The organism is Streptomyces cyaneofuscatus, assembly GCF_033109485.1.
Classification (GTDB): domain Bacteria; phylum Actinomycetota; class Actinomycetes; order Streptomycetales; family Streptomycetaceae; genus Streptomyces; species Streptomyces cyaneofuscatus.
In genome coordinates, this window is the sequence record NZ_CP137002.1 from 104,065 (window position 1) to 116,810 (window position 12,746).

Genomic DNA, 12,746 nt, shown 5'->3' on the forward strand with positions numbered 1-12,746 from the left:
ACCGGCCGGGAAATGATCAGTGCGTGCGTCGCCGCGCGTATGGGGAACGGACTGACGGACCGGTGGACAACAACATGACACTGCTGGATGTACTGCTGGGCGCGGTCCGTGAGGCTCCCGGACAGGTCGTCGTCCATGTGCGCGGCGACGGCAGCGAGCTGACCGTCACGCTGCGCGAACTCCTCGACGACGCGCTGCACGTGGCCGGTGGCCTCCGGGAGGCCGGCGTCGTGCCGGGGACCTGTCTGCCGTTGCTCGCCGATCGCAGCGAGGACTTCCAGCCGATGTTCTGGGGCGCGCTGGCCGCCGGTATCGTCCCCGTACCGCTGGCTCCCGACGCCCGGCGGATCCTGCCGGTCTGGGAGCACCTGGGAAGGCCGCCCGTCGTCGTGGACGCGGCGACCAGGTCGGTGGCCGGTGAACTGCCGGAGGACGTACGCGCTCTCACGCTCGATGCGCTGCGGGAAGGGCCGGTGTTGCGGGAGCCCTTCGGTGCCGGGCCGGACGACGTCGCCTTCGTGCAGTTCTCCTCGGGGAGCACCGGTGCCCCCAAGGGGGTGGAGGTCACCCATCGTGCGGTGCTGGCCAATCTGGAGCAGATACGGGAGGCCTCGGCGCTCAATGCCGACGACGTCCTGGTCAGCTGGATGCCGTACTTCCATGACATGGGGCTCATCGGTACCCACCTCGCTCCGCTGGCCGCCCGCGCCAGGCAGGTGAAGATCGGGCCGCTGTCGTTCGCCAAGCGGCCCCGGATCTGGTTCGAGGTGGCGGACCGGCACCGGGCCACCGTGCTCTCCGCGGCCAACTTCGCCCTGGCGCTGGCCGTACGACGGGTTCCGGACGAGATCGTCGCCCGGCTGGACCTGTCGGCCGTGCGGCTGATGCTGGTGGGGGCGGAGCCGATCGCGCCCGCTGTGTGGCGGGAGTTCGCCCGTACGATGCGCCCGGCGGGGCTCGATCCTGCGGCGGCTCAGCCCGTCTACGGGCTGGCGGAGGCGACGCTGGCGGTGACCTTCCCGCCGCCGGGGGAAGTGGCCGAGCCGCTGGTCCTGGACCGGGAAGCGCTGAGCCGGGGCGTGGCGGTGGACTCGGTGGTGGATTCGGTGGTGGGCTCCGTTGCAGGCGAGGGAGCCGTCGAACTGATGGACGTCGGGCTGCCGGTGGCGGGCTGCGCCGTGCGGATCGTCGACGACGGGGGCGCGGAGCTCGGGGACCGGCGGGTCGGGCACATCCTGGTGAGCGGTCCTCAGCTGGCCCGCGGTTACCACGGACTTCCCGGCGTCAGCGCCGATGTGTTCGCGGACGGGTGGCTGCGTACCGGCGATCTGGGTTTCCTGCGGGACGGACGGCTGTGTGTCACGGGGCGGCACAATGACGTGCTGTTCCTCAACGGCCGGACCTTCCACGCCCCGGACATGGAGGCGGTCGCGGCGGCGACCTCCGGGCTGCCGGCCGGTGCTCCGGCGGTGGTCGGCTCGACCGATCCCGTGACCGGCGGGGAACGGGTCGTCGTCTTCGTCCCCTGGGCCCGGCCGCCGGGCGAGGCGGCGGAGGTGCTCGAACGGGTCGCCGCCCGGGTGCGCGAGGCGCTGCTCCACGACGACGTACGGGTGCTCGCGCTGCCTCCGGGGGCCTTTCCCCGTACGACGAGCGGGAAGCTGCAACGGCAGCGGCTGCGGGAGCGATTCGAGGCGGGTGAGTGGGAGGCGGGTAAGTGGGGGGCGGGGGAGGCTGTCGCGTCTGCCGCGTTTCCTGCGGCTCCTGCGGCTCCTGTGCCGCCCGTACCGGCCGTGGCGCCCCGTTCCCGGGCCGAGGCCGAACAGGCCGTACGGGAGGTGTGGGCGCGGGTGCTGGGCCGGGCCGTGGAGTCGATCGGGCTGCACGAGCCGTTCGGAAGCCTCGGGGGGACCTCGCTCAAGGCCATGGAGGTTCTCGTGGCGCTGGAGGACGCGTTCGGTCTGACGCTGCCGCCCGCGGTGATCCGGGACCACGGCACGGTCGCCGCACTCGCCGGTCGTCTTCTGGCCTCCTCCGTTCCGGTACGCCCGGCCTCCGGCCCGGAGAGTGAGCGGCTTTCAGGGGCGGCGGACGTGTCAGCGGCCGTCATCGGGATGGCGTGCCGGTTCCCCGGCGCCGACACTCCCGACGCCTTCTGGGACCTGCTCGTCGACGGGCACGACGCCGTCACCCCCGTACCGGACGGGCGATGGGACGACCCCGGGGCCCGTACGGCAGCAGCCCGGAAGCGCTGGGGTGCTCTGCTCGACGACCCCGCCGCTTTCGACGCCGGCTACTTCGGGATCGGCGAGGACGAGGCCCGCGCGCTCGATCCGCAGGCGCGGCTCTTCCTCGAACTCGCCCATGAGGCCCTCGAACGCGCCGGGTACGCGGGGCCCCGTCGGCGCGGCCGCCGGGTCGGGGTCTTCGCGGCCGTCGGGGAGAGCGGCTACCGGGAGGTGCTGGACCGTGCCTCCGCCGACGGGTCGCCTCTTCCCGCCACGCTCACCGGGAACCTGCCCAGCCTCATCGCCGCCCGCGTCTCCCAGTGCCTCGACCTCGACGGTCCCGCGCTCGCCGTGGACACGGCGTGCTCGTCGGGGCTGGTGGCGCTGCACCTGGCGCGGCGCAGCCTGCTGGACGGGGAGTGCGACCTCGCGGTGGTCGGCGGGGTCAACCTCCACCTGACGTCCACCGGTCACCGTCTGCTGGAGGAGGCACAGGCCCTCTCCCCCACCGGCCGCAGCCGCGCCTTCAGCGCCGACGCCGACGGCTTCGTGCCCGGCGAGGGCGGCGCGGCCGTCGTCCTGACGCGCCTGGATGCCGCCTGTGCCGCCGACGACTCCGTACTCGCGGTGGTCCGGGGCACGGCCGTCAACAACGATGGCCGTTCGATGGGCCTCATGGCCCCCAATCCGCTGCGGCAGCGCGAGGTCATCGGCCGTGCGTACGAGGCGGCCGGTGTCGATCCCGCTGCGGTGACCTATGTGGAGGCCCATGGCACGGGCACGGCCGTGGGGGATCCGATCGAGCTGCGCTCGCTCGCCCACGCGTTTCCCGTACGGGCCGACGGTGAGCCGCGGCTGCTCGGTTCGGTGAAGACGAACATCGGGCATCTGCTCAACGCGGCCGCGCTGCCCGCGCTGGTGAAGGTCGTGCTGGCGCTGAGCCACCGCAGGATTCCGGCGTCGTTGCACCACGCGTCTCCCGCGCCAGGGCTCGCACCCGCCGGCTTCTCCGTGGTGACCGAGGCCCGGGAGTGGACCTCCGCCGGGCCGCTCGTGGCGGGCATCAACGCCTTCGGTTTCGGTGGCACCAACGCGCATGCCGTGCTGGAGGAGGCTCCGCCCCGCGCCCCGTACGAGGGCGCCTCGGCCGGGCCGCATCTGCTGACGCTGTCGGCCCGGAGCGCGGACGGGCTGCGGGAGGCGGCGGACCGGTTGGCCGCCCACCTCGACGAGCACCCGGAGCTGGACGAAGGGGACGTGTGCCTGACCGCGAGCACGTCCCGGGACGACGGTCCCCACCGGCTCGCCGTCGTCGCGGACGGTGATCTGCGGGCCCGCCTCGCGGCGTCCGTGCCGGGCGTGGAGAGCGTCGCCCGTTCGCGGCCGCGGCTCGTCTTCCTGTTTCCCGGGCAGGGCGCGCAGTTCCCCGGGCGGGACCGGGCGCTGTACCGGACGGCGCCGGTGTTCCGGGACACCCTCGACGAGGCGTCCGCGCTCCTCGGGCCGGTGCGCGGGCGGCCGTTGACGGACTGGGGCCTGGATCCGGAGGCGGACCCCGAGGCGCTGGCCAGGACGGAGGTGGCGCAACCACTGCTGGTCGCCTCCGGGGTCGCGCTCGCCCGGCAGTTGCGGGAGTGGGGCGTGGAGCCCGACGCGGTCGCCGGGCACAGTGCCGGGGAGATCGCCGCCGCCTGTGTCGGCGGGGTGCTGACCCTGCGGGACGCCGTACGGTTCGCCGCTGAACGCGGCCGTCTCATGGGCGCGTTCACCGAGCCCGGCGCGATGGTCGCTGTACGGGGAGGTGAGGAGGCCGTCGCCGCGGTGGTGGCGGGGGCCGACGGTGATCTCGCCGTGGCCGCGTACAACGGGCCGGGGCTTCAGGTGCTCTCCGGTTCCGTCGGCGCGGTGGAGAGGGCTGCCCGCGACCTCGATGCCCGGGGCATTCCCGTACGTCGTCTGCGGGTCTCCCGTGCCTTCCATTCGCCGCTCATGCGCCCGGTCGCCGAGCGGCTCGCCGACGCGGCGCGTGCGCTCACCCTCCATGAACCGTCCGTCCCTCTGCTGAGTACGGTCACCGCCGAGTGGCAGCCGGTCCTGGGTCCGGAGTACCTGCGCGAACACGCCCTGCGACCGGTCCTGTTCGGGGCCGCCGTGGAGCGTCTGGCCGGGGAGGGGTACGACACGTTCGTGGAGGTCGGGCACGGGGCGACCTTGTCCGGCGCGGCACGTGCGGCGGCAGCCGCAGGAGTGCGTCCGGTGGAAGACCCGGACGACGCGCCTGCCGGCGGGCGGAGTGGAGCGGACCCGGACGCGGACGGGAGGAGCAGGGCGGGGGCAGCGGGCCGGGGCGGGGCCGTGCTGGTGGTTCCCGCGCTCCCCGGCGGTGCCGAGGGTGGCACCTCGGCCGGTGACGGGCGGCGGGCGCTCCTGGAGACCGTCGGGCGTCTGTGGTCGCGTGGTGTGCCGCTGGACCGTAGCGCGCTCGACGCGGACCACCACCGGGTGCCGCTGCCCACCTACCCCTTCCGGCGCGACCGGTACTGGGCCGATCCGCAGGTGAGCCCGCTGCTGCACCGGGTGCTGTGGGAGGAAGCCAGCTTGCCCGAGGCGTCGGCGGCGGCCGTGCGTTCCGTCCTGTTGACCGGTCCTGACGCCGCGTCCGTCAGCCGGCTCGCCGAGCAGTTCGCCGCCGAAGGCGTCCGGCTGCACACCGGGGGCGAGGGGCCGCCGGACGCCGTGGTGCTGGTGGCCGGGCCCGCGCCCGCCCAGGAGGACGCCGACGCACTCGGCCGGGCGCAGGAGAGCGCGCTGGCCGCCTTCGACGAGGCCCTCGCCCTGCTGGACGGGACCCGGGCGCGCCGGCTGCTGGTGCTGACGGAGGACGTCCACACCACGGGGGCCTCCCCCGAGCGGCCACGGCCGGTGTATGCGGTGCTGGCCGGGCCGCTGCTGGCTCTGCCGCAGGAAACGCCGGGCTGTTCGGCCACCGGGGTGGACCTCTGCTCGCTGGACACCCCTGCCCAGCGGCTCGCCGCCGTGCTCGCCGAACTCCGTGCGGGCGGCGCGCCGGGCGCGACCACCACAGTCGCCTGGCGCGCGGGCCGCAGGCTCACCCGGGGGATCGCGCCTCTGGCGGCGAAGGATGCGGCGGCGTCCCCGTTGGCGCCCGACGGCACCTTCCTCATCACCGGGGGCGGCGGCGGGATCGGGGGTGCGCTCGCCCGGGACTTGGCCGCAAGGGGCCGCCCCACACTCGTACTCGCCGGGCGCTCCCTCCAGCCGCCCGCAGGGCTCGTCGAGGAGCTTCGGGCGCTGGGCGCCACCGTGCGCTACCGCGTGGCCGACGTCTCGGTGGAACGGGACGTCGACGCACTCCTCGCCCAACTGCCCCGTCTGGACGGGCTCTTCCACGCGGCAGGAGTGGTCCGCCCCCGCACGCTGCGGAACAGGAGCGCGCGGGAGACGGCCGACGCTCTGGCCGCCAAGACGCGGGGCGCGTGGCTGCTCTCGCAGGCGCTGCGACGGCACGGGCTCGCCCCGGCGGTCTGTGTCGTGTTCTCCTCGGTCTCCGCCCTGCTGCCCGGTCTGGCGGGCGCGTTGGGCGACTATGCCGGTGCCAACGCCTTCCTCGACGCGTTCGCCGCGTCGGAGCGGCGGGCGGGCCGGCCCTGGCAGTCCGTGAACCTCGCCGCGTTCGCCGAAACGGGCATGGCGGCGGGCCTCGGCGCCGGGGCGGGGCCCGGTTCCGCCGCCGTACAGCGCGTCGGCAGTCGGCCTGTGGCCACCGCTCCCGCGCTGGCGGCGCTCCGTACGGCATGGGGTGTCGACGCGGCGCAGTTGGTGCTGGCGCATCTGGCGCCGGCCACGCCCCGCACCGATCTGGCGCTGGCCGAGCCCCGCATCGATGTCCCGGGGACCGTGGCCGGGGCCGTGGCGTCGCTGCCCGTGCCGGGGGCGGAGCCCGGGGCTGTGTCGGATGCACAGCCTGGCTCCCTGCCGGTGGCCGCAGAGGCCGTTACGCGTACGGGCTCGGGGACCGCCGCGCTGTTGCGCCGGCTCCTGGCGGCGGCGTTGCGGCTGTCTCCCGCCGAGATCCCCGACGACGCGCCGTTCCTCTCCCTCGGCTTGGACTCGCTCGCCGCCGTCGACCTCGTACGGCAGTTGGAGCGGGAGCTGGGCACCTCCCTGCCCGCCACGCTCTTCTTCGAGTACCGGACCGTCCGCGAACTGGCCGCGCATCTCGATGCCCCGGCCGACCCGCCCCCGGCGTTCCCGGCGTTCCCGGAGGCCCCCTCCCCCGTCGCGGACGGGGAGCCGTTCCCGCTCACCCCCGTCCAACTGGCCCTGCACACCAGCGGGCGGCTCCACCCGGACATCCCGGCCCACGGATACGTACGCCAGACCGTCCAGGGGCCCCTGGACAGCGAGCTCCTCGGCCGCGCGCTCACCGCGCTCGCCGACCGGCACACCATGCTGCGGGTCCGCGTCGAGGACCGGACGGACGGGAACGGCAGGACCGCACCCCGGCAGTACATCGCGCCGCCCACCGCCCTGTCCGCCTGGTACGAGGTGCGGGAGGACGCCGGGCGTATCGAGGACATCGAAAGCGCCCTGCGCAACCGGCCGTTCGACCTCTCCGCCGAGCCTCCCGTACGGGCGGTCCTCACCCGGGAGAGCCCGGACCTGGCCCATCTCACGCTGGTCATCCACCACGTGGCGGGCGACGGCTACAGCCTCAACGTCCTCGCCGAGGATCTCTGGTCGCTCTACACCGCCCTCGCCCACGGGCAGGAGCCTGCGTCCGAGCCGTCGCTGCCCGCTCTCGGCACCGACTTCGCGCGGTACTCCGCCGCTGCCGCCGAGGAGCGCTCCTCGGCGGCCGGTGCTCAGGCTCTCGCCACCGACCTGCGCTACTGGTCGGGGCGGCTGGCCGGCCGGGGCGAGGCGCTGCGACTGCCGTACGACGGTGATCCCGACGCCCTCCCGACCGCTCCCCTGGCGACCCACGGGAGCGCCCTCGACGCGCCGCTGACCGCCGCGCTGGAGAAGCGGGCCGCCGAGCACGGCGTGAGCCTGTTCCATCTGCTGCTCGCCGCCCATGTGCGCTGCCTGGGCCGGTGGAGCGGACAGCGCGAGGTCGCGGTGAACGTGGCCCGCGCCCGGCGCGACGCCCGGCTGCCGGGTCTGGACCGGCTGGTGGGGCCGCTGGCCGACACCCTGCCGCTGCTCTGGGAGAGCGACCCGCATGAGTCGGTGTGGGAGCTGGCCGAGCGGCTAGGGCGGGTCTGGCCGGCCAGCGAGCGGCATGCGGCGCCCACCAGCCTCGACCTGGCCCGGCTGCTGCCGGGCAGGCCCACGGGGGCCGGGCCTCGGACGGTGAGCCCGGCCGGGTTCAGCTTCGCCCGCTTCCCTGCCACCCTCGACGCTCGGTGCCCGGTGACCGTGCGGCCGACCGCCGCCGGGACCGGCACCCCGGCGACCCGTCTCAGCCTGCTGTGCTGGCAGGACAGCGAGGTCCTGCGCTTCTCGTGGAACTTCCCCGTCCGTCTCTTCGCACCGGAGACGGTGGCGCGGCTGGACCGCGACTTCCACGATGAGCTGGCCGCCCTGGCGGACACCGAGGCCGCACATCCGGCACCGACATCCCGGTCCGCCACGATCGTGGAGCGGCTGCTCACCCGGTTCCGGGCCACCCCGGACGCGGTTGCCGTCGACACGGGCGCCGAGACCCTGACGTACGGGGAACTCGACCGTGCCTCCCACGCCCTCGCGGCCCGCCTCCTGGCCCACGGCGTCACGGCGGGAAGCCTGGTCGGGCTGCTGACCGAACCCGGCGCCGACGCGGTCGTCTCGGTCGTCGCCGTCCTGCGCGCCGGTGCGGGCTGGGTGCCGCTGGACTCCGGCCACCCGACCCCGCGCCTCGCGGACCAGCTCGCCCGCTCGGGTGCCCGTACCGTGCTCTGCCACGCCGCCACCCGTGCGGCGGGCGAGGCGCTCGGTGACGTCACCCTGGTCTCCGCCGACAGGACGGAACCCGCCTCGCAGGGGACTGCCGAAGAGCCGGTCGGGCCCGTCGACGCGGAGGCGATCGCCTACGTGATCTTCACCTCCGGCTCCACCGGGCGGCCCAAGGCCGTACCCATCACCTACCGTTCGATGGAGAACTACCTCTCCTGGGCCATCGGCACCTTCGGGTACGACGAGCACGACCGTCTCGCCCAGACGGCGTCGCTCTGCTTCGACGCCTCCGTCCGCCAGCTCCTCGCCCCGCTGCTCGTCGGGGCGACCGTGGTCACGGTGGACCGGGACCTCCTGCGCGACCCCGACCTCCTGCTGACCCACGTCGAACGCACCCGGATCACCGTGTGGAGCTCCGTACCCACCCTCTGGGAACAGCTCCTCACCGCCTCCGAGGAGCGGGTACGGCGCGGCGCGCCACGGCCGGATCTGTCCTCCCTCCGGTGGATCCACGTCGGCGGCGAGGCCCTGTCGCCCGCCCACGTACGCCGCTGGTTCGACCTGTTCGGCAGCGGACAGCGCATCGCCAACCTGTACGGGCCGACCGAAGCGACCATCAACACGACCTGCCACATCATCGGCGCCCGGCCCGGCGACGACGTACGGCAGCTGCCCATCGGCACTCCTGTGGCCGGGACGGAGGTGGAAATCGTCGGTCCGGACGCGGAGGTGCGACAGCTAGGCGAGGCCGGTGAGCTCCTCATCGCGGGGGTCGGCCTGACGGCCGGATACCTCGGTGAACCGGCCCTGACCGAGGCTGCGTTCACGCATCGGCGGGGGCGGCGCTGGTACCGCAGCGGTGACCGGGCACGGGTCGCCGAGGACGGCACCCTGGAGTTCCTCGGGCGGCTGGACGACCAGGTGAAGGTCCGGGGCAACCGGGTCGAGCCCGGCGAGATCGAGGCCGTGCTGCAGGCCCGTCCGGACATCGCCCAAGCCGTCGTCCTCCTCCAGGACGGCCGCCTCGTGGCGTTCGTGACCCCGAGGGCGGGGGTGCCCGCCGCGGATGCGGTGGCGCTTCGGCTCCATCTCGCCGGGACGCTGCCGCCGTACATGGTCCCGTCCCGCATCACCTCGGTCGCCAGGATGCCGCTCACCGGCACGGGCAAGATCGACCGGCGTCGGCTGGTGGCCCTCCCGGCGGGTGCGCGGACGGAGGGCGGCGACGAGCCGGTGGAGCCCGCGGAGCCGGTGGAGCCCGCGGATGTCTCCCGTACGGCGCCGCTCACGCCGACCGAGGTCCGGCTGGCCCGCATCTGGTCCGTGCTGCTCCAGACCGACGACGTGTGCCGTGAGGACGACTTCTTCGCGCTGGGCGGCGACTCCCTGCTCGTCCTGGAGGTGTTCGCCCGGCTGGAGAAGGAGGGCGGGCCGCTCCCCCGGCCGACCGTGATCTACCGTCACCGCACCCTGGCCGCCCTCGCCGATGCCGTGGACGCGGCTGCGGCTGCGGCCGCCGCGGATGCTGCTGACCCGTCCGGCACCGCCGGGGACCCGTCGGTCCGGGACGTGGGTGTCGCCGGGGCGGAGACGGGCGGGGCGGGGCCCCTGCCCTTCCCGCTCACGCCCACCCAGCGCGGCTTCCTGCTGGCCGAGACCATCGCGCCGGGGGAGGCATCGTCCTGGCTGACGCGGCTGCGCCTGCACGGCCCGCTCGACACTGCCCGGTTCCAGCAGGCGGTGGACGCCCTCGTCGTACGGCATCCCATGCTGCGCACCGTCTTTCCCGCCGGGGCACGCCCGGCCGTCCAGCAGGAGCTGCCGCCGTCGCTGCGCCTGCCGGTCGACTTCGAGACCGTCACCGGACCGCACGGCATCGAGGAGGCGACCGCCGCCGAACGGACGCGCCGCTTCGAACCCTGGGCCTGGCCCCTGCTGCGCCTGCGGGTGCTCACCCTCGCCCCCGAGGACCACGTGCTGCTGGTGCACGCGCACCACATCATCGGCGACGGCTACAGCGCGGCGCTCCTGATCCGGGAGCTGACGACCGTGTACGACGCGCTGTCACGTGGCGAGGAACCGGCCCTGGCCCCGCTGCGCAGTACGTTCCGCGACCACGCCGCCCGTCTCTCCGTACGGGCGGACGCGACCGCGACCACGGGTGCCGGTGCCGGTGCGGATGCCGACGCCGTCACGCTGGCGGCGGCGACGCGGGATGGGAGCAGGTGGGCGCTGCTGAGTGCGCCCTACCGGCCGCCGGTGCTGAGCGCCGGGACCGGCGGGAGCAGCGGTGAGGCGGGCCGTCACGTGCCCTTCCTGACCGACGGGTTCACTCTCGGCGCGGACCAGGTGGAGCAGCTGCGCGGTCTCGCCTCCCGCACCGGCGCCACCCTCTACGCCCCCGTGCTGACCGCCTACTACCGGGCGCTCATGGCCGCGACCGGCCGGGAGGATCTGGTGCTCGGTCTCGCCGTCAGCGGCAGGGACCTCGCCCTGCCGGACGCGCACCGGGTGTTCGGCCCCTATGCCACGGCCGTACCCCTGCGGCCGGCCGGTCCGGATTCCGGGCGGCCTCCGGGCGCGGACTTCGAGGACGATCTGCGGCGGATCGTCGCCGAGGCGACGGCGGCGCAGGTCCATGAGGGTCCCGTACCATCACTGCCCGACGGGCTGCCCCTGGCCTCACAGTTCTTCTTCACCTACTTGGACTTCTCCGCTCTCGGGCCGGAGAGCGGGCGGACGCTCACGGTCGGCCGTCAGGACAGCGTCGGCGAGTACACCCCGCCTCCGGTCGGTACGGATGTGTTCCTGGCGGCCGGCCTGGATTCCGGGCAGCTGCGGCTCACCGTTCGCGCGTCGGCGGCGGCGTTCACGCAGCGGGCGCTGGCCGCGTTCACGGAGGCGATACGGGACACGCTGACGCACGCGGGGGCCGATCCGGTGTCAGTGTCCGGGCCGGTTGCAGCGCAGGTGCCAGCGTCGGTGCCGGTCCGCGCGCCGGTGCCGAAGCAACGGAGCGCCGGGAGCCGGACTGTGGCGAGCCTGAGCCCGGACCTGAGCCTGGACGGCCCCGGCCAGGAGCCGCGCATGGATGCCGCACTCGTCGGCTACCTGCCGTCCCCGTCCCACCTCGCCCGGCTGGCCCGCCTGCCGGAGGCGGCGCTGCCCCGCGAGGAGCTGCGGGCCCTGCTCTTCCCGGACGGGCGCCCACGGCTCCTCGAAACCCTGAGCACCCCGCTGGGGCGTTCGGGCTTCGTGTGCGCCCCCCTGTTCGCGGACGAACTGGCGCCAGGCTCCGGCCCTGCCCTCCTCCGGCACACCGCACGCGCCGTGGAACTCGCCTCGTCCTTCGGCGCCCGGTCCGTCTCGCTCGCCGGGATGATCCCTTCGCTCACCGGCTACGGCTTCGACGTCCTACGCGCCATCGGCGGCAGCGGAGCCACCACGGCCGTCACCACCGGCCATGCGGCGACCGTCGTCTCCGTCGTCAAGACCGTCCACGCCGCGCTCGACGCCACCGGGCAGGAACTGGAGTCCCTCACCGTCGCGTTCGTGGGGCTGGGCTCCATCGGTTCCTCCACCCTGGAGCTGCTGCTCGGCCAGGCGCAGACCCCGCCCGCCCGGCTCCTGCTGTGCGACGTGCCGGGCAGCGGGCCCCGCCTCAAGGAACTGGCCGAACGCCTCCGTGCACGCGGACTCGCCGACGACGTCGACGTACTCACATCGGACGAGGGGCTGCCCGACCCGGTGTACGGGGCACGCCTGATCGTCGCGGCGGTCAGCGGCGGCGGCACGCTCCTGGACGTCGACCGTCTCGAACCCGGTACGACGGTGGTCGACGACTCGTTCCCGCACTGCTTCGACACCGGGCGCGCCTTCGACCGGATGGACCGGGCGAGGGACGTCCTGGTCGTGGGCGGCGGCCTGCTGAGCATCGGGACCGTCGAACGGCGGGTGGCCGACGGCCTGCCGGCCGCCGCGGCGGCCGGGTACCTCGCCCAGCCCACGATCCCGGGCACCATCGCCTCCTGCCGGCTGGAGTCCCTGCTCCACGCGTCCGGAGCCGACGTGCCCCTCGTTCGCGGCACGGTCGACGCGGCCACCGGCCTGGCCTACTGGGCCGCGGCGGAAGCGGGCGGGACCGACGCGGCGCCGCTCCATCTGCTCACCCGCACCATCGACGCGGAGGTGGCCCGCCGGATCCGGCAAAGGGCATTCCCGGAATAAACGTAAGAAGTGTCTCTCCGCGCCCCTCCGGACGACAGAAAGATTCGGACGGAGGGGCTCCGGAAGGTCACCTTTGCCTTCCGGTATCGCCCGCTCCGGCGAGATCCGGCGCAGTCGCCGGTCCGTGCCCAGGCCGCAGTCTGGCCGGTTCCCGGAAGCAAACGCGCGGCCCACGCTCCAGCGGTCTACGCATGGTCATCCGTCGGTAATCGCGCTTTTGAGACATTTCTCTGCCGTCCCGATGGCTGAATACGGTGCTGCTCCGGGCTCCGCGCTCCGACCTACGCTGCCGAACCGGTGCACATCAGCACCATTTCTGCTCTCACAACCCCC

1 protein-coding gene is annotated in these 12,746 nt (G+C 74.4%); it reads left to right on the forward strand.

Going from position 1 to position 12,746, the window contains the following annotated elements; translation table 11 throughout:
* Positions 1-74: 74 nt before the first annotated feature.
* Complete coding sequence (locus tag R2B67_RS00510; RefSeq protein ID WP_317815838.1) at positions 75-12,413, forward strand: non-ribosomal peptide synthetase/type I polyketide synthase; 12,339 nt, start codon at positions 75-77, stop codon at positions 12,411-12,413.
* Positions 12,414-12,746: the final 333 nt, after the last annotated feature.